We start from the raw sequence: 25,055 nt of genomic DNA, 5'->3' as shown, positions 1-25,055 counted from the left end.
CAACTGTGTGCGGTACCCCATAACGTGCTAATGGAACCGCATAAGCTGCAAGTCGGCACCCCATAACATGCTAACGGGCACGCCATATGCTGCAAGTCGATCCCCATAACTTGCAAGCTCGGCCCCAATAGAACGGCAGGTCTGATGCAAAGGCCCCAGAGATCAGACGATCTCCGGGGCCTTTCTTTTTTGACCTGCGCCTCAGGGGTTGGCTATTGGGAACTCAGGATTGGTCAGAGTTGCCGGGATGAGGTGGCCTTCACGGCGTGCCGGCCAGGCCTGTGTCCTAGTCGCCCGCGGGGAATAGGTCGATCAGTTTGCATGCCGCCCAGAAGGCTTTGCGCTCTTCTTCACCGCGTTGGTCCAGTCGCGGCTTTTCCCTTGCGAAGGCGAGCGGTCGTTGCTGTTGCAGCCACGGCGGATGTGGGCCTTCCTCAACCGATCGAAGCAAGGCCATCTTTTCTCGAATCTCTGGGTCGCGGTATTCCGTCTTCAGCCACGAGCCAAAGATGAAGGCTTCAAGCCTCCACGCCAGCGGAACCCCTGGGCCGAGCGCGTATCCACGCGCCTTGTGGGCGATAGCAATGTAGGTCTCGAAGTGCTGCCGCTCCAACTGCCGAAGCAAGGCATCGTGAGCAACGGTCAGCAGCGCCGCCACAACCTCAAAGTGGCCGATCTGCCTCGCATCGAACAAGTCGCAAACCGCCACGATGACGGAGCGGTGGTTGAAATCCTGCCGGAGCCAAAAAGGTGAAGTTGCAGAGGCTTGGGGATCCAAGAACAGGGTGGATACCTCCTGAGGAAGCCGACCTGCCATCGCGCGCAGGTCGCCGGCACTGGTCGAAGGGGTGCCTGCCAAGTCCCAGACGACATGGTCGTAGGCCGCGAGCGTTTTGGGAAACCGCTGGTCAACCCTCTCCAGCAACGATCGAGCTGGGCTTGTCCGCCCGAACTTGTACTTGTTCCACCTGGTACCGCGATGCCGATCCCGGGCGGCTTGGTCGCGCTCATCGAAGTGCTTCTCCAGTCTTGAGCCAGTCCAGCCGGAAATGATCCTCACGAACTCGAACCAGGCCGCTGTTCGTGCCACTTCAAGCGGCGACCTTTTTGGGCGACCGGCGGCGCGCGGTGCATTTGACACCGTCATTTGGACCTTTAGTGTCTGAAAAATAGTCGATTTTAATCCGCGTACTTAGACAGCCTCTTCGATTAGGCAATTTGGCGACGCACCCGACGTGGGTGTGTCGGGCGAAAGCCCTTGATGGAGAGATTGCTGCGATGCAACAAAACCTGAGCGAGAACGTGGCCGAGGTGTCGAATGACGCAGTACGGCCCGATCAAATCCTTGAACTCATCCTCCCCGAGCCAGATGAACTCCGAGCCCGAACGGTGGTGTCGCGATCGAAGGCCCGCGGGACCGGCAAGTACCCGAGCTGGAAGAACGGGCGAATGCTGGAGTGGGAGTCGCCGCATGAGCTGAATGCGTTTCGACTGCTTGACGTTGATCCGTCGGTTACTCGATTCAACGAACAGCCCCTGGTGATCAAGTACTTGCAGGATGACGAAGAGCGCCTCCACGTCCCGGACATCAAGGTGGTGCGGGGAGCAAGGAAAGAACTCTGGGAAGTCAAAACCTTGCGGGACGCCCAGGATGAAAAGGTTGTGCGTCGAACGCACCTGATGACCGCCGGCCTCCGCACGTATGGCTACACCTACCGCGTCGTCATTGCCGAAGATCCAGCGGCCAAACCGCGGATGAACAACGCGTTGACGGTGCTCAAGTTCGGGCGCGCCGAAATCCCCCTTGTTGACCGTGAGCGACTGCGCCGGACGCTGACCAACTGCGGTTGTCTGACCTGGGGAGCCGTTGTGGCGGGTGACCTCGGGCCGCGAGGCCGCCAATACATCTGCCGTCTGATTCTGGAGGGGGGGCTCCAGTTCGACATGGATCGGTGCCTGAACTCCACAACGGCAATTTCGGTTCTCCCGCTTGCGGCTTCACGTGATCCGGCGCCAGGTGCGCCGGCGGCGACGCCGGGCGAATCCGGCGAGAGCTGCGAACTCGCGATGAGTGGGGAGGAGGTCTGACATGGGCGCCATGGCATTCCAACAGGGGACTCTCGTTCGCTTTACACGAAAAGTCTATCGAATGGTCCGCAAGGTCAGCACCGACCCCAATGACAGCCATGAGCGCGATGAGCGCGATGTCGTTTGGCAACTGGAGGATGAAAAGACCAAGCGCGTGATCGAGAAGTCAGATTCAGACCTTCGATTGATGTACGTCGCTCGCGAACTCGACTTCGCTCGTGACGATGAAAAGCGAAGCGACGAGAAACGGGGTGGCGATAGGACGGACTTCGGCAAGCCATATCTTGACGTGCCAGAGAAGCGGTTCGACAGAGCCAAGCTCAAGCGCACCTATGCGCTCGCGGTGATGGGTCTCAGCACCACGAAGGACACCATCATGAACACTGTCCAGGAGACCTGGCTCAAGCTAGACAAGCAACCTCCAGTCGCTCCTCATTGGACCACTGTCTATCGCTGGCGGAAACAGCTCATCAATGCCGGCTTGGATGTCCATGCGGTCGTAGACAAGGTAGACAAGCGAGGCAACCGCACTGAGCGGTATCCGGAGAAAGTTATCGAGATTGCAGAACAGGCCATTGATACGGTCTATCTGCAACGAGAGCGCAAGACGATTCAGGACACCGTAGACAAGGCCCAGCATGAGGTCAATCTGGAAAACACAAATCGAGTCGAGGGATTCAAGCTTCCGAGCCCAACCCGTCGCCTAATCGAAAGATTGATCGGAAAGATTCCCGCATTCGACATCTGCGTGTCGCGATATGGGCGCACCGTCGCCGCCAAGCGGTTCAGGTCCGTGCTTGGTCACCGGACGACCGAAGCTCCGTTGCAGCGCGCCGAGATCGACCACACGCTGATGGACCTCATGGTCATCGACGATGACTCAGGACTACCACTCGGACGGCCGGTACTGACTGCATGCATCGATGACTACTCGCGATGCGTCCTGGGCATCAACATCGGCTTCGAGCCTGCGAGCTTCCTCACCGTCGCGAGGTGCCTGAAGAACGCCTTCATGCCCAAGACGAACTTGAAGGCGCTCTATCCGAAGGTCCAGAACGACTGGGATGCTCATGGCGTGATGCGCGAACTGTCGATGGACAACGGTCTGGAATTTCACAGCAACAGCTTGGAGGAAGGCTGCTATTCGCTGGGCATCGAAATTCACTACTCGCCACGGAAGTCACCTTGGTGCAAAGGGAAGATCGAGCGCTACCTGGGAACGATGAATGCGGAGGTTGCGCACATTGCGCCGGGGACGACGTTCTCCAACATCTTTGAGAAAGACGATTACGACCCGGCAAAGCACGCCGTCGTGCGACTGAGCACCTTGCAACACGTCGCCCGAATCTGGATCTGTGATGTCTACCACCAGCGCCCTCACCGCACGCTCAAGGTCCCACCGGTTCAGATGTGGAAGTCGGGCATCAATGTCGAAGACATCTTGTTGCCAGAGGACCCGGAAAGGCTCGACGCCATTCTGGGACGTCGCGAGCAGCGGGTCCTTACGCACAAGGGGATCGAGTTCGAAGGCCTGCTCTACAACTCCCCGGACATGACGACGCTACGCATGCGGCACGGCGAAAAGCTGGACGTTGAGATCAGTATCGACGACGGAGATATTGGCAAGGTCGTCGTCTTATCTCCCGACAAGAAGCGCATGTTCGTCGTGCCGGCACTTGCCCAGACCTATGCCAAGGGGCTTACCGCCTGGCAGCACAAGGTATGCAAGCGGTACGCAGCGCGGGAATGGGAGAAGTACGACTCATCTGCGTGGTTGAAGGCGAAGGAGACCATCGCCGAAATGATTCGGGCGGAGATGAGTCACAAGAAGGGCAAGAACAAGAAGAACAAGCCACGAAACCGCATGGGTCGTTGGACCGAGGGGAAAAGCCTGCCACCGGCACCTCCTAGTCCTGCATCTGCACCGGCACCAGCACCAGCACCAGCACCAGCACTACCTCCCCCGCCAGCGGCAGCGCAGCCCGCATCAGCGCCTGAGGCGCCGCGCTTCGGACACGTCATGCGATCGCGCACGCCGCCGACCAACCCCACTTCTAGCTGATCGGAGTATTGATATGGAAGCTCGATATGTCATCGAGAACACGCTGGTGCCTCACACCGCCTTCGAGGGCGCGATGAAGCGAATCAAGCAATGCCTCGCTCACGGCAAGATGTCCCCGGAGCCAACCTGCCTTGCGCTAGTCGGTGAGTCCGGCACGGGGAAAAGCCGTGCTCTGGAAGAAACGGAAAGTCTGATGCCTCGCAGCCGCAATGCTGAAGGTGCCATTGTTCCTATTCTGCGTGTGAGGGCGCCGGCGCGGCCGACTGTCAAAGGGGTTGCTGGGCTGCTTCTGCAGGAACTGGGTGATCCAAAGTCCGAGGTCGGGACCGAGATCAGCCGGACAAAAAGGCTGTTTGACAAACTGAACGATTGCGGGACCCAGATCATCATGTTGGACGAGTTCCAGCACTTCTTCGACAAGGGAACACGCAAGATCTTCCACGACGCCGCCGACTGGCTCAAGATCCTCGTAGACCAGACGAAGGTGGCGCTGGTTGTGAGCGGTTTGGAATCGTGCCTGCCTGTGATCAGGACCAATGAACAGCTCTCTCGGAGATTCACAGCACCGGTGTTCATGCGCCGGTTCAACTGGCTTGTCGAGTCCGAGCGAGCCGAATTCATCGGCATTCTCGAAGCCTTCAACGCGTCGATCTCCGAGCACTTTCGGGTGCCTGAACTGAATAGCGAGGAAATGGCCTTCCGCTTCTGGTGCGCATCTGGAGGCCTCATCGGCTATCTGACGAAGCACCTTCGTCAGGCTGTGTGGGATGTCTGCGATGCCGAAGAGTCCGACATCACGTTTGAGCATCTCGGCGCCGCATATGACGACGCGATCTGGTCTGCTCACGGCACAGAAGAGACGGTGTCACCCTTCAGTCGATCCTTCGTGGTCGACGCTACCCAGGAGAACATTCTTGCGGCGCTGAAGGTCGGCACGCGCGAGGTCGATCAGGATCCGGCGCCCCGCAGTCGTCGCAGGGCCGCCTCCGCCGGGCCTAGCGTGAGCCACGCATTGAAGTCGCGAGGTGCCTAAATGCCAATTCAACTCTTGCTTCGAACGCCGGATCCGATCCCGGGCGAAGGCATTTTTGGATATGTCTTACGCCTGTCCGAAAGAAACGGCTACGACTCGCCCTGGCACGTTTTCCAGCATGCCGGCTATTTGCAGCAAGAAATGATCGCCCCCGGGTTCGAACCTCGTCGGCTTGCCGCCATTGTCGGCAAAGAAGCCGATCTCCTCGAGAGGTATTGCTATTCGCGGCTAACCGATGATGGTCAACGGGAGTTCCAACTCAATGGACATAGCCTTGGCAGAAGGTTGGGCAAGACGCTTCGGGTTCGTCGTCCGGCGATTTGCACGGCATGCATTGAGGCGGATGGGTTCGCGGACGCTTGCTGGGACGCGCAGGCATTCGTAGCTTGTCCCAAGCACGGAAGGCTTTTGTTGCTGAACTGCCCGGCATGCGAATCGCATTTGAAGTGGTTCAGGCCTGGCCTGCTCCAGTGCCACTGCGGTGCGTCGCTGGCCGGTGTGGTTGCGGATACCGCTTCAGCGGCGACACAGGGATTGATGGCCGTTCTTCGATCGACGATCAGGAGGGAAGCTCTGCCGCCAGATCAAGGCGTTCACCTGAGTCTTCCTCATCGGGAACTGTCGGCCGTGCCCCTGCGAGGATTGCTGCATGTGCTGTCGGTGTTAGAGAAACTGGACACGGAGGCCAAGGTGTCGGACGGTCCCGATACGACCGCGGCCGATGTGTTCTTCGACTGGCCGAACGGATTCCACGCCTATCTCCGCCGGATGGCGAGTACGGGCATAGCGTCCGGAGTCGAGACCGTGGGTCTCCGGAAGCGGTTTCACAGACTCTACGAGGGACTCTTCAAGCGATGCCGCATGGTCAACGGCATGGAGTTCATGCGCGAAGAATTCGTTCGCTTCGGTCGCGACGAGTGGGGCGATGGCGTTGTTGACTTCAAGCTGATGGGCTCCGAACCTACCAAATCAAGGTTCACTTCCGCATCAGCGCTGGCGTCTGAACTAGGTGTTATGCACATTACGGTTCGTCGTTGGATGGAAGTCGGAGCTATTCCCTTTAAGACGGTGGAAGTCGGCCAAGGCAGCCGATTTGTGGCGGATTCGGCAGCGGTGTCCCAAGTTGCTGCGTACAAGGAGAATCGTGTGCATGGGCGTGAGGCCGCGAAGCTGTCGGGCCTTCCCGTGAGCGCTCTTCGAGAGCTCAAGAAGTCTGGGCATTACTCCACCAACGCCATCGCGAACTGCAGGGCTGGCTTCTGGCCCGTAGACCTGCAGCAGCTGAACGATCGACTGCTTGCTACTGCGGGCGACGCTTCTGGGAAAGCTGACGAAGTCGAATGCAGTCGGGAGGCGCTGGTATCTCTGGGCCGGATCCTCGGATTCTGGAAGTTGGGAGCCGTTCGAGCCAAGGGAGCTTTCCTAGCGGAAGTGCTGGATGGCGAACTCGTTCCTGTGCGGCGATCAGGCGACCATGCGAATGACCTGTTGTTTCGAATTGGCGACGTCGAATCTTTCAGGGTTAGGTTTGCCCTAGGAACCGGGCGAGAGTACATCAGCGCCAAGACTGCGGCTCATATGCTCGGCGCAAGTACAACGATTGTTGCCGCCCTGGTCGAGGCCGGGCATTTTCTCCCCGCCGGCGATCATGGTGTCCGCCTTAGCCGGTGTTCCGTCGATAAGTTCATGGAATCCTGGAAACCGCTGAACGCGCTCGCCAAGGAGTTGAATACCTCTTCTATGGCCCTGAGACTGAGCGCGGATGCATTGGACATCAAGGTAATGCGAGTGCCCTATAGCGCCGGACGGCAAGCACCCTTCGTAGCCACCGCAGATGCGGTGGTCCTCCGGCAGGCTTTCGCTAACCGGCGATCCAAGCGACGCAGCGGTGAACTCGTCTGACCCTGACTGCTCAGTCAAGCAGCAAGTCGAGCAGCATCTCAATGCGTGCTTTGACCGGGCTCAATGCACCGGCGCTGGGCAGGGCTTCGTTCGAGGCCGTCACCGGGCCGGCGTCGCAGCGGGTGCTGCGCAGCACGCGCACGCCCCGCGCCTGCGCCTCGCGCAGCGCCTGCTCCAGCGCGGCGGACAAGCTGCCGTTGCCGGTGCCGGCGACGATCAGGCCGTCGACGCCCTGGGCCAGCAGCGCGCGCACGATGGAGCCGTCGGCGCCGACGTGGTTGAGCACGATCTGCACCCGCGGCCAGTCGGCCGTCGGCCGCGCGAGCCGCGCCAGGCCCAGGGCCTCGTTGACCATCGCCTGCGCCCACCAACGCACCCGCCCCTCTTCGACGACGCCGAGCTGGCCGCCGTCGGCCGAGGCGAAGGCATCGACGCGGTAGCTGTGCACCTTGCGCACCTGCTCGGCCGTGTGGATCGCGCCGGCGAAAACGACGAGCACGCCGCGCGCCAGCACATCGCCGGCCACATTGACGGCATCGAGCAGATTCTGCGGCCCGTCGCTCTGCAGCGCCGTCGCCGGACGCATCGCGGCGGTGATCACGACCGGCTTGCTCGGCGCCAGCACCCGTTGCAGGAAGTAGGCGGTCTCCTCCAACGTATCGGTGCCATGCGTGATGACGATGCCGCGCACCTCGGGCCGCGCCAGCTGCGCCGCGACGCGCTGCGCCAGCCGTTGCCAAGTCGCGAAGTCCATGTCCTTGCTGTCGAGCTGGGCGACCTGCTCGGTCTCGAGCCGGCGCGCGGCCAGCGGCGGCACCGCCCTCACCAGCTGGGCCACGCCCACCTGGGCGGCGGTGTAGCCGACGTTGTCGGCCGCATCGACGGCCGTGCCGGCGATCGTCCCGCCGGTGCCCAGAATCACGATCAAGTTGCGTTGCCCCTAGCCGCCTGCCATCTGACCAACCCCGGTCGAGGTGCCCTGAGACGCTGCCGGTTGCCATGCGGAATCAGCTACGGAGGCTATACACGGTCCGAAGCCGATGCTTCGGAAGCCTTCTTTCCGGCAGCGTCCTGCTAGTTCGATAGAGTCGCCATCAAGAAGGAACAGTCGGTTCTCGCCGCTGCTCAACCGCAAGATCCTCTTGCCACCGTCTGTGAGCTCTAGCAGCGAGCCGGCCTGGCTTCCAATTGGCCCAGAAAGAGTCCCCGTACCGAGCAAGTCACCTGCATTGAGCTCGCAGCCGTTGACGGTGTGGTGCGCAATAAGCTGGGCCATCGTCCAGTACGCCGCATCGGCGTAGTTTGACCTGCTGATGACCTCGCCGCGCTGGCCCCAGTCGCGCATGCGCTGCGTTTGAAGACGAACTTCAAGGTCAATGTCGATCGCCCCTTGAATCGCATTCCTGGCAGACGTCAGATAGCCAAGCGGCTGTGGATCTTCCTCTGGGCGCGAGAACGCCTTTCGGAACGGCATCAGAGCTTCTAGGGTGACGATCCATGGGGATACGGTGCTGGCGAAGTTCTTTGAGAGAAACGGGCCGAGAGGTTGGTACTCCCAGGCCTGGAAATCTCTCGCGCTCCAGTCGTTGAACAAGCCAAGGCCGAACACATGGTCTTCTGCGGACTCCATGGATATCGACGTGCCCATTTCGTTGGGCTTCCCTACGAAGATCCCGAGTTCAAGCTCAAAATCTAGCCGCTGCGAAAGCGACAGCCGCGGATCTTCACCCGTCGGTCCCTTCACTTGTCCCTTCGGCCTCGGGAAACTGTGACCGCTGGGCCTGATGGTCGAAGCACGGCCGTGATAGCCGATCGGTACCCATTTGTAGTTTGGCAGCAGCGGATTGTCTGGTCGGAACAAGCGGCCTACAGAGCTTGCGTGGTGAATGCCGACATAGAAGTCGGTGTAGTCGCCAATGTGGCAGGGCAACCCCAGTTCCACTGCAGCGATTGGCGTAACGGCGGGTCGCCAGGCCTTTTCGACGGGCGATCCCTGCATCAAGCCTTCGAACAGCGCCCGGCGCAATGCCTTACGCGCGACGGGTCCTCTCGCCATGAGACTGTTCATGTCGATCTCATCGACGAGGCCGGTGCGGGCTAGGTCAAGCACCATATCGCCGATAGCGACGCCAATACGCCAGGCGTCCCCGCTATTGCGCCTGAACCTGCCGAAAGGCAGGTTTTGAATGGGGAAATCAGAACTGGCCTCGTTCGCGGATTCAACCCAACTTCGGGCGCGCGGATCGTGGGTTTCGTCGAGGTCCAGATTCATTGCTGGAACTCCCGCTGGTGAAGGAAGGCCGCATGCTTAGGGGCACGCTTCGTGGTATTCCATTCCTCCAACATTTCCCACTTGACGGCATCCAGTTTCTTAAGCATCAGTGCCTCGTCCGGGTCGGGGCATGCCAGTTCGACGCGATGGCCATTCGGATCGAAGAAATAGATCGAATGGAAAGCGCCGTGGTCGGTCACTCCCAGGACTTCGACGCCGTTGCTTTCCAGGTGCTCCTTGTACCGAAGCAGGGTCTCGCGATTGGCGACACGCAGGGCGATGTGCTGAACCCAAGTGGGCGTATTCAGGTCGCGGCTCATACTCGGCTGCGTCGGCAGCTCGAAGAACGCCAGAACGTTGCCACCGCCGGCATCCAGAAAGATGTGCATGTAGGGGTCAGGTGCCTTCGTCGAGGGGACTTGATCCTCGGCAATGGCGAGCATGAAATCCATGTTCAACATTTGCTGGTACCAGCACACCGTCTCCTTGGCGTCTTTGCATCGATACGCGACGTGATGAATTCTGTCGATTTTCATGATCTGCCTTTGTTGTGCTGGTGTCCGTGCGAGGCACCGGGCCTTTTAAGGCTTCAGCACGCCGCGTCGAATCTGATCTCTCTCCATCGACTGGAACAACGCCTTGAAGTTGCCTTCGCCGAAACCGTCGTCGCCCTTGCGCTGGATGAACTCGAAGAAGACCGGTCCGAGCAGCGGTTGCGAAAAAATCTGCAGCAGCAGGCGCTTCGAGCCTTTGTCCGTATTGCCGTCGAGAAGGATGCCGCGGCATTGCAACTCGCTAACGGTCTCACCATGGTCAGGCAGCCGCTCTTCGAGCATCTCGTAGTAGATGTCATTCGGCGCCGTCATCACCGGAATGCCGGCCATCTGCAGAGAGTCGACGCTCTTGAAGATGTCGTTGGTTAGCAGCGCGATGTGCTGAATGCCTTCGCCGTTGAACTGCATGAGGAACTCTTCGATCTGACCCGATCCGCCCTTGGACTCCTCGTTTAACGGAATGCGGATCTTGCCGTCCGGCGCTGTCATTGCCTTGGAGGTCAGGCCGGTGTACTCGCCTTGGATATCGAAGTAGCGAATCTCACGGAAGTTGAAGAGCTTCTCGTAGAAGCTCGCCCAGTAGCTCATGCGACCGCGATAGACGTTGTGCGTCAGGTGGTCGACGATACTGAGTCCGTGACCGACCGGGTGCCGGTCGATGCCTTCGATGAACTCGAAGTCGATGTCGTAAATGGACTTGCCCTCTTCGAATCTGTCGATGAGGTACAGCGGTGCGCCTCCGATGCCCTTGATCGCCGGCAGGCGCAATTCCATCGGCCCCGTCGGAATGTCGAGAGGCTGGGCGCCACGCTCCAGCGCCGTGGCATAGGCCATATGAGCGTCTCGCACGCGGAAAGCAAGGCCGCAGGCCGACGGTCCGTGCTCGGCGGCGAAGTACGATGCAGCGCTGTTTGGCTCGTTGTTGATGATGAAGTTGATGCCGCCTTGGCGCCATAGCTGGACGTTCTTGCTGCGATGCTGGGCGATCATTGTGAAACCCAGCTTCTCGAAGATCGACTCGATGACACCCGGTGTTGGCGAAGCGAACTCGACAAACTGGAAACCCATCAACCCCATCGGGTTGTCAAACAAATCGCTCATATCGTCTCGTCGTCCTGTCAAAAAAAATGGCTGCTTAGTGGCGGTTGGTCAGCGCTCGTTGGCTGCTGAGGTGACGGTCCTGAACTCACGAGGAGTTCGAATCCTCCAAGCGATAAGCTGAGCGCCTTGCCGGAGTACGTGCCCTCCTGCATCCCCGATCGTTCGCGACGATTGGATCAACATGCAAGCTCGTCCTTGATCGGTATAGATGGTCGTTGACAGCGTCGGCACACAGAAGCGAGCAATCTGACTCGAGTGAAGGCAGATCCCGAGGCGCCGCAGCACGACGCTTCTATGCGCGGCGCCCACACCCCATACCTCAGGAAACACATCACTCCCGAGGAGCCACGATCGGAGCAGAGCTTGTGATTCGGCGTTTGCCGCAGTGACCGCGCAGCAGTCGAGCCCAACCAGAGTCTCTAGGATCTTGGAGGCACGCATGGCACTGATGTCCACTGGGCGTTGGACGGGTGTCGAGTCCGGGAAGGTCCGAAAACTGCCGATGGCGAACTGGGACGGGTACATGTTGGGGCTGCCTTCTTGTGCTGGCGCAGCAAGTGTAATCAACAAACAGTTGAAATTCAACAGATAGTTGATCCCCCCCGTACCACCGTTCTAAAGAGGCGAAGCCAAGGTGCCTTGACCGACGCAACGGCTCACTTGCTCAAGGCCAATCAAGGTCCGTTGGGCGGCGGAAAGTTGCCTAGCCGAGGAAGGATCGGCCTTGTGGTGGTAGACGCTGAACAAACTGTTGAAGTGATCGCCTAAAGGGACGATGCTTCGCCCATAGACATGGGTGCCGATGGACATCGCACTGATGCTTAGGTTTTTGCGATCGCATGCTGCCGAAGGGCCTCCTCGTTGGGTTCTATTCCCCAGCCCGGGCCAGCAGGCACAGCAAGAGTGCCGTCCGAGATCTGTAGACTTTGGAAGAAGAGGCCAGCCACCCAGGGTGGCGCATCGACATCCACCTCCATTAGATGGAAGTTAGGAGCGATCGCACAGAGGTGGGCTCCCATTGCCGCTGCTAAAGGGCTGCTGAAAACGTGGGAATTGATGTTGACGTCATATGCGCCTGCAAGCGCGGCCAGGCGAACAGATTCACCCATGCCGGCCCACATGACGTCGATGATTGCGTAGTCCACGGCGTCCGCTGCAAGATATGGCAAGGCACTACGCCGGTGAACGACGGTCTCAAGCGAAGCCATCGGCGTGCGTGTGGCCTGCCGAATTGCTGCCATGGACTTCGCATCAGGAAGATCGGATTCAAGCCAGGCCAGTTTGTAGGGCTCCAAAGCTTGCGCGATGCGCCTTACACCTGCGGGCTTGAAGTTGAAGTTCAGATCCAGTGCGAGCCCAAACGCGGGTCCGACGGCGTCGCGGAGCGTAGAGATTTGCAACTCAATCGCTTCGAGCAGAACGCCATCTAGGTTGAGCTCCGGCCCTCCCAAATCGCGGCCGAATCCGGGCATGTAGACACGCGGCCCCTCAGCGCCGAATAGCAGCACATTGGTTTTTAGGAATCGAAAGCCGCGGGAGGTGGCTTCATGCGCCATGGCTGCCAAATCTGCAAGTTGGCGTAGCGGGGCAACTCCGAGATGGTGGGCTGCGCGAACTCGGTACATGCCGAAGTGCGACCAGTAGCAAGGAAGCCGATCGCGGACAGCGCCGCCAAACATTTCGTAGACAGGGATTCCCAACGCCTTGCCTTTGATGTCCAGACAAGCGTTCTCGATAGCAGCGGCGGCCTGCGCATTCAGCCCGCCAGACGCGCTCCGGGCGAGTCCTTCTAGCCTCTGTGCTACGCGCGCCGAGTCTCGCGGGTCGACGTGCATCACACTGGCGCACATCTGCTCAACGATGTGCCCCAGTCCTGCGCCACCAAGGATCTCGCTGTACTCAGACCAACCGGCTAAGCCGCTATCAGTTGTCAACTTCAGGAAGCAAAGCGGCTTAATGCCGCCGTCCACTAGGAAGCGTTCGGCTTTGACTATCTGCATAAGACGGCTATGCTGATCAATAACCGTTGTAATGTCAATGCTTGTGCATCAATGAAGTCGTAGGGTTTGCTTAAATGCGCGCGATGCTCGCAATGTGCTTTACTCGCATGCATGAAAGACTTTCCGAACGCCATGCCTGCAACTAAGTTTGAGCTTCCGGATAGCTGGAACCGGCCTGCGCCGGACGGTGCGACGCTTGCAATGGTCGACTTTCCAAGCGTTTTGCTGGTGGGCGCCGTGACAATGATTCAGCGTCATCTGACGCGGCCGGCACTTGAGCCATATGAGCTGGGCGTGCCTGAATGGCGGTTGATCGCCTTTCTGCATGAGAACGGGCGCAGCGTCGCCGGCGAGATCGCCAGTCGAACCTGGATGGATAAGGCGCAGATCAGCCGCGTCCTGGATGCATTGATCGATCGTGGATTGGTCTCTCGTGACAGCGATCCAAAGCATCGCCAGCGGTTCTTGGTTGAGCTCACGGCAAAAGGGCGGCGACTTCACGGCCAGGTGTTTGAGGCCACGCGCCAATTGCAATCTCAGCTGCTGCTGGCGCTGTCTGCTGCCGAGCGCAAGGGGCTCTACACAGCGCTAAAGAAGATGCAGTCCTTTGCTGCAGATGCTGGGGCGCATGCAATGCAGGATGTGTCCGAAGCTCCATTGCCGAAGACGCGCCGCGCGCGGTCGCCCCGCTAGCTACAGGCGCCACTTCTACGTATCAGACAGCGACTCGGAAGCGATCGCTGCGGGCACCCTTGTGCAGGTCAAGTATTTCCGATTGGGGCTGACAAGCGCTTCGATTTGCGCCATCATACAGTTGACATATCAACGCTTTTGGGGAGAACCCCAATACAGCCTTCGACTCTTGTTGCATAGAGTTCAACAAAATGTTGATGCCTGCAACGTGTTGGTTGACCGGGCTGGACGTTCGTTACAACTGTTTGTCGAGGATGACGATGCGCGGTGGTTTACGCGAAGTGCGGGCAATGAGTCGAGCGGCAGTGGCGCTCGTTGCGTGGGGAGCATTGAGTTTTGCTTGGGCGGGGCGGCCGCCAAGGTCGCTGGAGGTCGTGTTGACGCCGGTCGCCACAGAAGGGCGGATCCAACGGCTTGACGTGGCCATGCGCCTACAGGCGCCTGATGCTGCCGCGGGCTCCACGCTACTTCGTATGCCGACATTCGTTGTGGGAGTTCCCACGGCTGCGTACGACGCCAAGGCGATTTCGGCGCGTGACGATCTCGGCGAGCTGCAACTCACGACTGAGGACGAGCCGCCGACACCAACTGGAAAGTACCGTCGGTGGCTTCCAGTCCGCGCTACGGCTGGCGACGTTCGTTTTCACTATGGCGCCGCACCGCGTATCGTTGACGCGCAGACTCGCAACGGGCCCCTCTTTGATCTTCGTAGCGAAGCGGGCGGCGTAATTGGTTCCGGGGTGTACTTCATTGCAGCGCCGCCGGGCGACGAAACCTACCGACTCTCGCTTGCGTGGGATTTGTCAAAGGTTCCGGCCGGATGGCGAGGCGTATCCAGCTTCGGCGAAGGCCGAAAGTCTGAGCTCGTAACCTCTGAGACGCTGGCATTCAGCTATTACGCGGCGGGGCCGATAAATAGCGTTCCCGAGAAGGCTGACGCGGCCTTTGCTCTGTATTGGCTTGCGACGCCACCCTTCGAGCCGATCGGGCTATCGCGGGACATCCAGCAACTCTACACGTACATGTCGCGTTTCTTTGAAGACGAGGGTGCGCCCTACCGAATCTTCGTCCGAGGCAATCCATATCCAGCCGGAGGCGGCACGGCGCTGAACCGTTCGTTCATGCTCGGCTATGGAACTGACGGCCAGACCAGCAGTGGCGGGGACACACAAATGATCCTTGCACATGAGGTCACGCACAACTGGCTGCGCTTCAATCGCGGCGAGCATGCCGACACGGCTTGGTACTCGGAGGGAATGGCCGAGTTCTATGCGGTGCTACTGGCGCGTCGAGCCGGGGTGATTAGTCTGGATAAGTTCGAACGTGTCGTTAGCGAGCACGCGTCTGACTACTACACCAATCCATACGTCGGGCTGCCAAATCCCGAGGTTGGAAAAAAGTTCTGGCAGGACCCCCGCGCCCAGCGTGTTCCATACGGTCGGGGTTTTATGTACCTGGCACGCGTCGACGCCCTAGTGCGCGCCCAGACGAACAACAAGCGCAGCCTTGATGACCTCGCTCTTGAAGTGCTGAGGCGACAGCGCTCGGGTGCCAAGGTTGGAAACGAAGAGTGGGTCCAGATGGTCGCGGAGACGCTGGGGCCGGCGGCGAAGAAAGACTTCGACGCGATGGTTGGCGGTGAACGAATTGAGATCCCTGGCAACAGCTTTGGACCCTGCTTCGCGCCTCAGACGGTCACCGAGCGGCCTTTCGAACTTGGGTTTGATGAGTACAAGCTCGCAGCCGTCACTGGTCTGCGCCCCGATACCGAGGCAGCAAAGTCCGGTCTAGCGAATGCCGACGAAATCGTTTCAATGTCGCCGATCCGTCAGTCAAAAGAGGACCCAGCGAAGTCAATGACTATCACGTTCCGAAGGGCCGGTGCCGAGCATACGGTTTCCTACCTCCCGCGAGGCGCCGAGGTGGTCAGCGCACGTTGGCGTCGTGTGCCGGGCGTCCCAGATGCCGAGTGCAATCTTTGATGAAGCGGCCTCGAAGAATTGGAACTCCTATGAATCGGCCCATCTCAATCCCAGGTCGCTTGGTCGCCGGAATTTTCTCTTCCATGGTGCTTGTAATCGCGCCTGTCGTTGCGCAAGCGCAGGCGTTGACGGCAGCAGCCTCACCGGACAATGCGTCTTTGATCGCAGGTCCCATCGTTACTCGACACCAGATGGCCTTGAATGGCCGCGCGATCTCCTATGTCGCGACCTATACGGAGTTGCCACTGCCAGAAGGATCGGCGGAACCGCTCGCTACGATCTCAGCGACGTCGTACACCTTAACGACGGACGGTCCTAGCGCGCGCCCCGTCCTGTTCCTGTTCAATGGTGGGCCGGGCGCGTCTTCATCGCCGCTTCACTTCAATGCCTTTGGACCGCTGCGTTTCTTCGAGCGCGAGGGGAGAGAGCCTAAGCGGCAACTTGAATCGAACCCGGACACCTTGCTAGACGTAGCCGACCTTGTATTCGTGGACCCGGTCGGAACTGGTTACAGCCGGGTGTTGAAGGGTGACGGCCCGAGTCCCTATCTCGGCATAGATGGCGATGCGCGCGCTGCGGTTTCCATCATCCGACACTGGCTGAGCACACATGCACGTCAAGGCTCTCCGCTCTTCATCGGTGGGCAGAGCTATGGCGGGTTCCGCGTTGCTTCGATGATGCGATACGCCAAGGACCTGCCGCCCGTGTCCGGACTGCTGCTGGTGTCGCCGCTGTTGGACGCAAGTTTGTCGACTCCGGCCGTTGGCAACGAACTTGTGTTCGCCATGGACCTTCCTTCGATGGCCGTTGCTGCGTGGTTGCACGGACGAGGAAACCGCGAGGTGCAAGGCCGGTCCGCTGCGGAAGTATTTGATCGGGCGCAGGCTTTCGTGCGAAACGACTACCTACCGGCCTTGCTGCAAGGATCCAAGTTGCCGAACGATCACCTGGGCTCCCTAGCGTCCAGAATGTCCGGCCTGATCGGCATCGACGCGGCCGAGCTCAAAAATCGAAGACTGCGGATTGAGAGCGAATACTTCTTAACGCATGTACTGAACGAGGCCGGGAAGCGACTCGGACGATTGGACACAAGGGTGATCGGCTCAAGCAGCCCGCCTGCGGCGGGGCGACCAACCAATGACCCTTCTCTGACAGTTAGCGCTGGGCTGGGTCCCATCGACAAATACTTCCGGGAAGTGCTGAAGGTGCCGGTTGAGCGCAAGTACGTGACGCTCTCCTTCGACGTCAACGGAAAGTGGAACTGGCATGACGTGGGCGGGCAAGAAACGCTCTACATGAACCCTGCCAAATACATCGCCGCTGCAATGCGCGACCGAGACACGTTGCGCTTGCTGTACGTCGGTGGCCTGTTTGACATGGCGACCACTGTCGCAGCGTCCGAGTACGCCCTTGATCATGCGGGGCTGCCGATGGAGCGCGTTCGCTTTGAGCGCTTCGCTTCACCACATTCGCCGTATGACGACGCTGCCAATCTTGAGCGGTTCTCGGCCGAAGTGCGCCGCTTGCTTGTCGGGCGATAGCTCCCCGGAATCGCAAAAGGGCGCTTGCATGACTCAACGCAAATTCAACTGTTTGTGTAAATTCAGGCAATAGTTCTGGTTTTCTCCTACATAAAACAGAGTAGTTGTCATCATAATTTCAACACAATGTTGAAAGTTAGCGCAAAGACTGATTCAGCATTCACCTCTCCCCACATCAATTACCAGGTCGATTGCATCGACCGTTCGAGGCAGAACATGAAGCATCCGATCCGCACCGCACCCTCTCGTCGTCTCCACACTGCTCGCCCACCCGTCGAACTCCATCGGTTGGCCGACGCAGCGCTACGGGCGCTGCTGGGTGGCGCGTTGACGCTCGGTGCAGCCGGAGCTATTGGCCAAGAGACCGACAAAGTTGGCGCAGACAAGTCGGAAGCTGAGACGCGCAAACTGGAGACCGTCGTCGTCACAGCTCAGAAGCGGACACAGAGCCTTAAGGAGGTGCCGATGTCCGTCGAGGCTATCGACACCGAACGCCTGAGCGCCCAAGGCATGGTGAAGCTGTCTGACTTCTACTCCCAAGTGCCTGGCTTGAGCTACAGCCCGAGCAGCATGAGCAGCTTGATCGTGATGCGCGGCATCGCAACCAACAGCGGCATCAATGTTCGGCCGACGTCGGGCGTGGTGATTGATGACGTTCCGTACGGTTCGGCGACCAACACCGGTGTGGTCCCAGACCTCGATCCCTCGGATATTCGCCAGATCGAGGTGCTGCGCGGTCCGCAGGGGACGCTTTACGGCGCAAGCAGCATGGGCGGCTTGTTGAAGTACAACATGGCTGACCCAGATACGGTGCGGGCTACCCGGCGCATCGAGATTGGGGGCAGTACCGTTACCGACGGCGGAAACGGGTACCAAGGCCGTTTCTCCATTAACCAACCGATCTCTGACTCGATGGCTGTTCGCGTCAGCGGGTTTAAGCGTCATGATCCCAGCTACGTCGAGAACCTGCACTCCGACGAAAACAATGCCGCCGATGTCTATGGTGGCCGCTTCGCGGCGATCTTGAAACTGACGCCGACCTTCACGGTGCGGGCCTCGACACTGCTTCAGGACACATCGACAAATGCCAGTTCCTCAGTTGACGTCGGCTATGACCTAGTGCCGAAGTTCGGTGAGGGTGTGCATGACCGCATGCCGGGTGCCGACAACTATCACTCGCGCAGCAGCGTCAGCTCGCTGAAGTTCTCGGCGGACCTAGGTTTTGCGAGCTTCGACGCCATTACCGGTTACAACGAAAGCCGACAGAAGGCGCTTCAGGACGCCTCCTACACGGCCATTGGCGCGGCCGCGATTGGCATCAATGCTGCGCTGGGCCTCGGGCTCTCTGCTCCGGGCGTTGCTATCGATAACCGGTTCGACAGCACGACGACGTCGCAGGAGCTTCGCCTGACATCGAAGGACGGACTGGATCTGCAATGGCTGGTCGGCGGTTTCTACAGCCTCGAAAAAGTCAACAGTGTGCAGAACTTCTATCTTGGAGAACGGAAGTCCCACAACATCATCACGACGATGCCGCTGCTCATCGCGACGAACGAAAGTGAGTACAAGTCGACGGCTCTTTTTGGCGACGCCACGTACAAGTTCACCGAGCGATTCGACGTCGCGGTTGGCGCGCGGGTGGCTCGTGGCAAGAACCGCGGTACCTCGGTTGCTGGAGGAATTCTGACGCCACCGACGACAACGCCTAGCGGCAACGACGATGACGACACCACCTATCAGTTCTCGCCTCGCTATCGCATCGACAAGAATCTCATGACCTACTTCCGCGCTGCGTCGGGTTTCCGCGCGGGCGGCAGCAACATCGTTGTGCCGGGCTCCAGCATTCCGCCCAGCTTCAAATCTGACAAACTGAACAGCTATGAGCTGGGCGCTAAAGGTACCTTCCTCGACCGCGAGCTGAGTCTGGACGCAGCGCTGTACCGGATCAATTGGAATGATCTGCAGGTCAACCAGGTCGACACCACGTTTGGAGGAGCCTATACGACCAATGCGGGCAAGGCGCGCAGCCAGGGCCTTGAGCTCAGTGGCGTCTACCTTCCCACGCCCGATTGGCGCGTACAGGCAACCTACACATACAGCGACGCTACGCTGACCGAGGATATTCCAGGATTCGTCGAAGGACAGACCGCTTACGGTAAGTCTGGTGATGTGCTCCCCTATTCGGCGCGCTCGACGATCTTCGCAGCGGTGACGCGATACTTCGGCATGAGCAACGGGCTGGACCTGTTCGTTGGCGCAAATGCGAACTACGTCGGTGCGCGCGATATGGAGTTTGTCCAGTCGGCAACGGTTCCTCGTGTCCACCTCCCCAGCTATACGCTTCTGGGATTGAATGCCGGCGTGCAAGGGACCGGTTGGACGGTAACCGCCTACATCCGAAATTTGACCGATGAGACCGGTTACATCACTGCAGGCCGCCGAGCCGCTTCCATGGCAAGCGGCACCAACGCGACGGTTGCCGCAACGCCGGTCCAGCCGCGGACATTCGGCGTGACCGCGTCCTGGGACCTCTAAGAGAAGGCCCGTGATGTTTCGACACTATTTGAGGCAGATCGGCCTCGCTGGTTTCGCTATCGGCGCAGTCATGCTCGCAACTCTTACCGCCCACGCCGACTCTGGTGTGGAAGAGGTGAGTCGGACGCAGCACAAGGGCACCTTTGGCGGAAAATCCGTGAGCTACTCAGCCGTGGTGGAGCGTACGCGCATCGCCCTGGCGGACAGAGGGCCCTTCGGCCAAGTTGTCTCGACGGCTTACCTTGCTGAAGGTGGGCACGACGCGGCCAGTCGGCCAGTGATCTTTCTCTTCAATGGTGGACCCGTCGTGCCTTCGGTCTACCTGCACATGTTGGCCTTCGGTCCCAAACGGCTGTCGGTACCTGATGATGTGCGGGCTGATCCGGCTACGTTTCGGGTTGTCGACAATGTCGACACGGTCATCGATCAAGCGGACTTGGTCTTCTTCGACCCGATAGGGACAGGATTCAGCCGCGCGCAATCGCCGAGCACCGCACGGGACTTCTTTTCCGTCGATGCAGATGCGCAGGAGCTGAGTAACTTCATCACGCAGTGGTCGGAAGCCCATGGGCGTACGGCGTCGCCGAAGTTCCTATTCGGCGAAAGCTACGGGACGGTTCGCGCAGCCGCAACGGCTCGCCGCTTGACTACGACAGCGCCGCAGGTGCGGTTCGACGGTGTCTTCATGTTGGGGCAAGGTCTCAATATCGTGGAGACGGTGCAGCGGCCGGCGAACATCATGAGCTACGTCGTATCGCTGCCAACCCTCTCGGCGCTGGGCTGGCACCACGGCAAGGTAAGACGTGACGGGCGCAATTTTGAGCAGTTCATCGAGGAGTCGCGCAGATTCGCGCGCGACGAGTACCTTCCGGCTTTGTACCTCGGCTCGGCGTTGCCGGCCGAGCAACGGGCGCGACTCTCGAGGCGGCTCGAGGAGTTGACCGGCTTGCCGGCTGCGCGCTTTGACAGCACCAATCTTCGTGTGTCGAAGATGCGCTATCGCGCCGAGCTGCTTGCGGACCAGCAACTAGTGCTAGGCATGTATGACGGTCGCTACACCGCCCCGGCGGCGACCAGGCCCGGGCCGCTTCCCGACGGCTCGGAGGTGCTGATGAAAGCTGCGCACTCGGCGTTTGCCGATTACGCAAGGCGGGATTTGTCGATCACGCTGCCTGATCCATACGTCACCGATTCGGCAGTGAAGTCCTTCAGCGAGTGGGGGTGGGGAGGTAGTGCACCGTTTGACGACTGGCCCTTCATGGCCTGGATGAACGAGGCGATGAGCAAGAATCCTCGATTGAGGCTTGTGCTGGGCAACGGCTACGCAGATACGCTGACTACCGTTGGGGCGACAGAGCATGCAATCGCCCAGTCCGGATGGCCGAAGGATAGGTTGAGCGTGCACTACTACGAGGGAGGGCACATGCTCTACTCAGTGCAGCGCAGCCATCAAAAGCTGATGCAAGACGTGCGCTCGATGCTGCGAGCGACAGTAACCGCCGCCAATGCCGACACTGGCGAGCAGACCAAGCCGGTGGCAACCCCATGACAACTGATTCAATCAAGAGTGCCAATCATTCGATGACAGGTTCGAAGGCGCGCCTGGTCGAGTCGCCAGCCTTCTACGCGATCCTGATTTTCGGCGCGATGACGCTGAACTATCTCGACCGCTCTATCCTGTCGGTCCTCATCATTCCGATGAAGTCCGAGCTCCATCTGACCGACACCGATATCGGTTGGCTCTTGGGCTTTGGGTTTGCGCTCGTCTATGCGCTGCTCGGGATTCCTCTCGCGCGCCTCGCGGACCGCGTTGGCCGACCACTGGTGGTCGGTACGGGCTTGGTCGTGTGGAGCGCTGCAACGGTCGCATGCGGCTTTGCTGGCGCTTTCATGCCACTGCTCCTGGCTCGAATAGGCGTAGGAGTGGGTGAAGCCGCTGGCACTGCGCCGGCATTGGCGCTTGTGGGCGACCAGTATCCCAAAGCTCGCCGCCCGTTCATTCTCGGCGTGGTTAATGCCGGTGCATCTCTAGGAACGTCGGTAGGGCTGGCCCTCGGTGGTTTGATCGCCCACCATTACGGTTGGCGTGTTGCCTTCTTCAGTGCAGGGCTCCCTGGGGTACTTCTTGGAATCTTGATCATTACTACGCTGAAGGAACGGCGTCTATCCGAAGGTGGAGTGGCAGCTAACTCGGCTTCGAGCGCCCCTGCGCGCATGCCGTCGATCCTTGAGTCAGCAAAGTTCGTGCTGACCCAAAGTTCAATACTCATGACGCTGGCCGGAAGCGTCTTCATTGGCTTTATCCTGATGGCGCTTATCGCGTGGTCTCCCAGCTACTTTGCGCGAGTACACAAGATTGAGCTTTCCAAGATCGGATACACGCTTGGAATCATCAAAGGTGTGGCCGGAGTCGGCGGCGCCTTGATGGGAGGATGGCTCGCGTCCCGCTTGGCGAAACGTGATGATCGTTGGCAGTCTCTAATGCCAGGGATGGCAGCGCTTTTGCTTGCGCCGGTGTTCGCCATATTCCTCTCGGCCAGCAACGCGGTCGTCGCCTTCGGAGCGCTTGGCGTTGGAATGTTCCTGGTGTCGGCGACGCTGGGACCCATCTATGCTGTCTACCAATGCACGGCACCTGCTCTTCTGCGCTCTCAGGTTTGTGCGCTCCATGTGCTCGTTGCTAGTCTGGGACTTGGGGCGGGTCCATTGATCATCGGGTATCTCAATGAGACCGTCTACGCGACGCGAGGACAGCTGGCCCTCCAGTCTTCTCTGTGGGTGCTGGTTGGCGCTGCGCTGATAGCGGCAGCATGCCTGAGCCTAGCTGCTTTGTTCATCCGAGCCGATATTGCACGCGCTGAGCTTCACGACGGGAAGTGAAGGGCGATGGGCGCCTCCATGTCTGATGTCCTTCCGAGCTGAGGCAGAATGCATCGGCAAACGCCCTCGCAGGCAATGGCAATTTCGGCCGTACAGGCCAAGAACGGATCCCGGAACCGATGACGAAGAAGCGCAAGTCCCTGCCGACCGTCGATCACTTTCAGCCAGCATCCTTGCCTCCTGAGATCGTCGCGGAGCGACAGGTGCTCATGAAGGCCCTGGTGCCCATCGTGAAGATGCTGGGGACTATCGTCGGCCCGAACATCGAGATCGTGCTGCACGATTTGATGCAGCCGGAGCATTCGATCATCGCTATCGCGAATGGCCACATCTCGAATCGGACGTTGGGCGGATCGATCATTTCCGGTCCTAAAGGTGATATGGCGTTCCTCGAGACCAAAAAGCAGTTGGTCGAACGGGGTGAGGCGAAGCACTCGATCATCGACAACTACGCAACGGAAACTGAGGGTGGGCTACGGTTGCGGTCCTCAACAGTGGTCTTCCGCGACGCAAACGGCGATCCCTTTGTGGCCCTGTGCCTTAACGCCGATATGACGATGCACCAGGCTGTTCATGACTGGCTTGGTCAGTTCCTGATGCCAATGATGCCGAAGCGGGAAAACGAGGCGGGGTCGAGGCCGGCGATGGATACGCTGATGTCGGAAATCATCGACGAGGCCGTGCGGCGTTTGGGTAAGCCCGTCAGGCTGATGAACAAGGATGAAAAGACGCAGGCAGTTCAGACCATGCTGGAGCGCGGGCTCTTCATCGTGAAGGGTGGTGTCGAGCGCGCGGCGTCTGCGTTGGGTGTCACGCGCTTTTCGATTTACAACTATCTTGAGGCAATCCGGCAAAAAAACGGTGGCGCTACGCCAGAGCAATTGGCAGCTGAAACCGTTGCGGGATCAAAGGCCTCTAAAGAGGTCAAGGCCCGACCTGCGTTGAAGTCGGAGGCACGGCCGTCAAGGCGGAAGGCGGCCTGATATGGTCCGTTCGCGACTCTTGATCGATTCGTCCTCATAGGCTAGTTCTGCCGCACGCCACCGGGTCGCGGAAGCGCCAATCAGAAATCAACAAACTGTTGATACAATGACAAAACGTTGAATTTCCCCGTGCGCTTCGCGCGGGCTTGCATTCCAGTCATGCCATCAATCGAAGACCGACTAAGCATGCGGGGCCTTGTCCTACCCGCTCCGATCCGTTCTCCCGATCGAGTTGAACTGCCCTTCCCATTCGTTCAGATTCAGGGTACGCGTGTGTTGATCTCTGGACATGGACCATTGAATGCAGATGGCTCGATCGCAATGCCATTGGGAAAGGTCGGGAGAGATTTGACGATCGAGCAGGGCTATCGCGCCGCGGAGCAGACTGCGTTGACGATTCTGGGTAGTCTGAAGCGGGCGCTTGGCGACCTGGACCGAATCAAGGCCTGGTCTCGTGTCTTCGGAATGGTGAACTCCGCACCAGGCTTTCACCAGCAGCCGGCAGTGATCAATGGCTTCTCACAGTTGATCTTGGATCTCTTTGGACCTCAGCGTGGTAGCCATGTGCGAAGCGCGGTTGGAATGGCAGAGTTGCCTTTCAACATTCCCGTGGAGATCGAGGGAGAAGTTCTGCTGTTCGAATGAGCTTTCGCGTCATAGCTGCCTGATGTTGACATTGTTCACCTACTTCCGGAGCTCAGCTTCGTATCGTGTGCGGATTGCACTCGCGCTGAAGCGACTGCCTCACGGCGCCATTCCGATCCATCTGGTTCGAAATGGCGGTGAACAGCATTCGGCTGAGTTCGCGTCGCTGAATCCAGCCCATCTTGTTCCTGTCCTCATGGACGGCCCACACACGATGAGCCAATCGCTGGCGATTCTGGAGTACTTGGAGGAGCGGTACCCCGAAGTACCACTGCTACCTACCGAAACAGTTGGACGGGCTCGCGTCCGAGGCTTGGCACAATCCATCGCATGCGAGATTCATCCGCTCAACAACCTGCGGGTGCTGCAGTATATGGAGCGGGATCTGCATATTGACGAAGAGGCACGGGCCCGCTGGTATCGACACTGGGTGGCGTTAGGCTTTGAAGCCATTGAGCACGAGCTGAGGACGAGTCCCCGCACCGGAGCTTTCTGTCACGGCGATGCTCCAACTATCGCAGATTGCTGCCTTGTGCCGCAGGTGTACAACGCAAGGCGATTCAATGTTTCCTTGGACAGCTATCCGACGATTGTGGAAATCGTCGAGCGCTGTGACGCCTTGCCTGCGTTTCGGGCCGCAGCACCGGCTGTCCAAGCCGATGCCGCTTAGCGAAGTGCTTGGGAGATCCCCGACGCTAGTTGACTCAGAATTAGCATCGTCCCTTCGCTGCCGATGCGGCAGCGACAGTGCCTTGGCTGGCTTCAGATAGCTTGAGGATCGCCA

At 59.4% G+C, this 25,055-nt stretch carries 20 protein-coding genes; 13 read left to right on the top strand and 7 right to left on the bottom strand.

The features are described 5' to 3' along the window. Window positions 1-286 precede the first annotated feature (286 nt). The gene (locus QWJ38_RS19875) at window positions 287-1,147 is read right to left on the bottom strand and encodes a hypothetical protein (RefSeq protein WP_290360856.1); all 861 of its coding nucleotides are present in this window, start codon (window positions 1,145-1,147) and stop codon (window positions 287-289) included. Window positions 1,148-1,278: 131 nt separating this feature from the next. Here QWJ38_RS19875 and QWJ38_RS19870 point away from each other — a divergent pair, with 131 nt between their 5' ends. The 4 genes from QWJ38_RS19870 to QWJ38_RS19855 are packed head-to-tail and all read left to right on the top strand — an operon-like array spanning window position 1,279 to window position 7,085. Next, window positions 1,279-2,088: a hypothetical protein gene (locus tag QWJ38_RS19870; RefSeq protein ID WP_290360855.1), complete on the top strand. Its 810-nt coding sequence runs from the start codon at window positions 1,279-1,281 to the stop codon at window positions 2,086-2,088. A 1-nt stretch (window position 2,089) separates the two neighbouring features. After that, window positions 2,090-4,150, top strand: coding sequence for a TnsB C-terminal domain-containing protein (locus QWJ38_RS19865; RefSeq protein ID WP_290360854.1), 2,061 nt, complete (start codon window positions 2,090-2,092; stop codon window positions 4,148-4,150). Window positions 4,151-4,163: 13 nt separating this feature from the next. Beyond that, window positions 4,164-5,183, top strand: a complete 1,020-nt coding sequence (locus QWJ38_RS19860) for a TniB family NTP-binding protein (RefSeq protein ID WP_290360853.1) — start codon at window positions 4,164-4,166, stop codon at window positions 5,181-5,183. Further along, the gene (locus QWJ38_RS19855; protein ID WP_290360852.1) at window positions 5,184-7,085 is read left to right on the top strand and encodes a TniQ family protein; all 1,902 of its coding nucleotides are present in this window, start codon (window positions 5,184-5,186) and stop codon (window positions 7,083-7,085) included. Window positions 7,086-7,095: 10 nt separating this feature from the next. On the opposite strand, the gene QWJ38_RS19850 is transcribed toward QWJ38_RS19855, so the two are convergent. The 6 genes from QWJ38_RS19850 to QWJ38_RS19825 all read right to left on the bottom strand — a co-directional run bounded on the left by QWJ38_RS19850 (window position 7,096) and on the right by QWJ38_RS19825 (window position 13,012). After that, window positions 7,096-8,007: an asparaginase gene (locus QWJ38_RS19850; RefSeq protein ID WP_341850510.1), complete on the bottom strand. Its 912-nt coding sequence runs from the start codon at window positions 8,005-8,007 to the stop codon at window positions 7,096-7,098. 18 nt (window positions 8,008-8,025) lie between these two features. Further along, the gene (gene fahA / locus QWJ38_RS19845; RefSeq protein WP_290360850.1) at window positions 8,026-9,357 is read right to left on the bottom strand and encodes a fumarylacetoacetase; all 1,332 of its coding nucleotides are present in this window, start codon (window positions 9,355-9,357) and stop codon (window positions 8,026-8,028) included. Next, the gene (locus tag QWJ38_RS19840; RefSeq protein ID WP_290360849.1) at window positions 9,354-9,893 is read right to left on the bottom strand and encodes a VOC family protein; all 540 of its coding nucleotides are present in this window, start codon (window positions 9,891-9,893) and stop codon (window positions 9,354-9,356) included. Before QWJ38_RS19840 ends, fahA begins: the two co-directional genes overlap by 4 nt. Before the next feature lie 45 nt (window positions 9,894-9,938). Next, window positions 9,939-11,012, bottom strand: a complete 1,074-nt coding sequence (gene hppD / locus QWJ38_RS19835; RefSeq protein WP_290360848.1) for a 4-hydroxyphenylpyruvate dioxygenase — start codon at window positions 11,010-11,012, stop codon at window positions 9,939-9,941. Window positions 11,013-11,627: 615 nt separating this feature from the next. Further along, window positions 11,628-11,822, bottom strand: coding sequence for a hypothetical protein (locus QWJ38_RS19830; RefSeq protein WP_290360847.1), 195 nt, complete (start codon window positions 11,820-11,822; stop codon window positions 11,628-11,630). An 11-nt stretch (window positions 11,823-11,833) separates the two neighbouring features. Beyond that, a complete protein-coding gene (locus QWJ38_RS19825; protein WP_290360846.1) occupies window positions 11,834-13,012 on the bottom strand; it encodes a mandelate racemase/muconate lactonizing enzyme family protein in 1,179 nt (392 codons plus the stop codon). A gap of 111 nt (window positions 13,013-13,123) precedes the next feature. Between QWJ38_RS19825 and QWJ38_RS19820 the strand changes: the two genes are divergently transcribed. The 9 genes from QWJ38_RS19820 to maiA all read left to right on the top strand — a co-directional run bounded on the left by QWJ38_RS19820 (window position 13,124) and on the right by maiA (window position 24,941). Beyond that, window positions 13,124-13,705 carry a MarR family winged helix-turn-helix transcriptional regulator gene (locus QWJ38_RS19820; RefSeq protein ID WP_290360845.1) on the top strand — a complete coding sequence of 194 codons (582 nt, stop codon included), beginning with the start codon at window positions 13,124-13,126 and terminating at the stop codon, window positions 13,703-13,705. 473 nt (window positions 13,706-14,178) lie between these two features. After that, window positions 14,179-15,687: a M61 metallopeptidase family protein gene (locus QWJ38_RS19815; protein ID WP_290360844.1), complete on the top strand. Its 1,509-nt coding sequence runs from the start codon at window positions 14,179-14,181 to the stop codon at window positions 15,685-15,687. 29 nt (window positions 15,688-15,716) lie between these two features. Continuing rightward, window positions 15,717-17,228: a S10 family serine carboxypeptidase-like protein gene (locus QWJ38_RS19810; RefSeq protein WP_290360843.1), complete on the top strand. Its 1,512-nt coding sequence runs from the start codon at window positions 15,717-15,719 to the stop codon at window positions 17,226-17,228. A 216-nt stretch (window positions 17,229-17,444) separates the two neighbouring features. Then, window positions 17,445-19,763 (top strand): TonB-dependent receptor, encoded by a 2,319-nt coding sequence (locus tag QWJ38_RS19805; RefSeq protein WP_290360842.1) that lies wholly within the window; start codon window positions 17,445-17,447, stop codon window positions 19,761-19,763. 13 nt (window positions 19,764-19,776) lie between these two features. Next, complete coding sequence (locus QWJ38_RS19800; RefSeq protein ID WP_290360841.1) at window positions 19,777-21,312, top strand: S10 family peptidase; 1,536 nt, start codon at window positions 19,777-19,779, stop codon at window positions 21,310-21,312. Between the two features lie 32 nt (window positions 21,313-21,344). Next, on the top strand, window positions 21,345-22,643 hold the full coding sequence (locus tag QWJ38_RS19795; RefSeq protein WP_290360840.1) for a spinster family MFS transporter: 1,299 nt from the start codon (window positions 21,345-21,347) through the stop codon (window positions 22,641-22,643). 119 nt (window positions 22,644-22,762) lie between these two features. Beyond that, window positions 22,763-23,626 carry a helix-turn-helix transcriptional regulator gene (locus tag QWJ38_RS19790; RefSeq protein WP_290360839.1) on the top strand — a complete coding sequence of 288 codons (864 nt, stop codon included), beginning with the start codon at window positions 22,763-22,765 and terminating at the stop codon, window positions 23,624-23,626. 159 nt (window positions 23,627-23,785) lie between these two features. After that, entirely contained in the window at window positions 23,786-24,271 is a 486-nt protein-coding gene (locus tag QWJ38_RS19785; RefSeq protein WP_290361006.1) for a RidA family protein, read from the top strand. A gap of 25 nt (window positions 24,272-24,296) precedes the next feature. Further along, window positions 24,297-24,941, top strand: a complete 645-nt coding sequence (maiA, locus tag QWJ38_RS19780) for a maleylacetoacetate isomerase (RefSeq protein ID WP_290361005.1) — start codon at window positions 24,297-24,299, stop codon at window positions 24,939-24,941. Window positions 24,942-25,055 lie beyond the last annotated feature (114 nt).

It is taken from the genome of Roseateles violae (genome assembly GCF_030410485.1).
Classification (GTDB): domain Bacteria; phylum Pseudomonadota; class Gammaproteobacteria; order Burkholderiales; family Burkholderiaceae_C; genus Roseateles_D; species Roseateles_D violae.
The sequence above is the reverse complement of the archived record's forward strand: the minus strand, read 5'-3'. Positions and strand labels throughout refer to the sequence as shown.